Annotated in this window: 1 protein-coding gene; it reads left to right on the top strand. The window is 63.3% G+C overall.

The features are described 5' to 3' along the window. Positions 1-572: hypothetical protein (locus CRT60_RS35985; RefSeq protein ID WP_204561522.1), on the top strand; the 572-nt coding region annotated here is incomplete at both ends.

Raw genomic sequence — 572 nt, 5'->3', positions numbered from 1 at the left:
CCCGATGGTGGCTTCGTCGCCGCCTGGGCCGGACCGGACGGATCCGGATACGGCATCCAGACCCGCGAGTTCAGTGCAAGCACGGTGGCACCGGTATTCCAGGCCCAGGATCTTTCTCTGCAAGCTGGCCAATCGAGGCTAGCCGTGGCGTTGATGCGCCCCAGCCATAGCCAGAGCGATGCGCTGGCCACCAGCGGCCTGCAGCGGCTCCTGCAGTACGAATTCATAGACACCAACAGTTCAGCCGCGAGCGGGCATTTCGAACTGAACGGTACGCCCCAAGCCGCTGGGCAAAGCATCTCTGTGACAGCGGAGCAACTCGGCAACCTCCGTTTCGTTGGCGGCAGCGCTGCTGTTTCGGACACCGTCCTTTTACGTGTGTCTGACGGTACACACTGGTCGGACTGGGACATCGCCACGGTACAGACACTCCCTCCAGCCTCTTCCTTCACCCCCACCCAGGAAACACTCGCCAGTGCTGCGATCTCCGGCGACCAGCTGCAGCCTGCGGTAACGGTCTTGGACAACGGCACCCAGGTGGTGGTGTGGGCGTCCAACGGGCAGGACGGTGA

The sequence above is a fragment of the Azospirillum palustre genome, from assembly GCF_002573965.1.
Lineage (GTDB): Bacteria > Pseudomonadota > Alphaproteobacteria > Azospirillales > Azospirillaceae > Azospirillum > Azospirillum palustre.
Note: the sequence above shows the minus strand (reverse complement) of the source record. Positions and strands in the feature narration are given on the sequence as shown.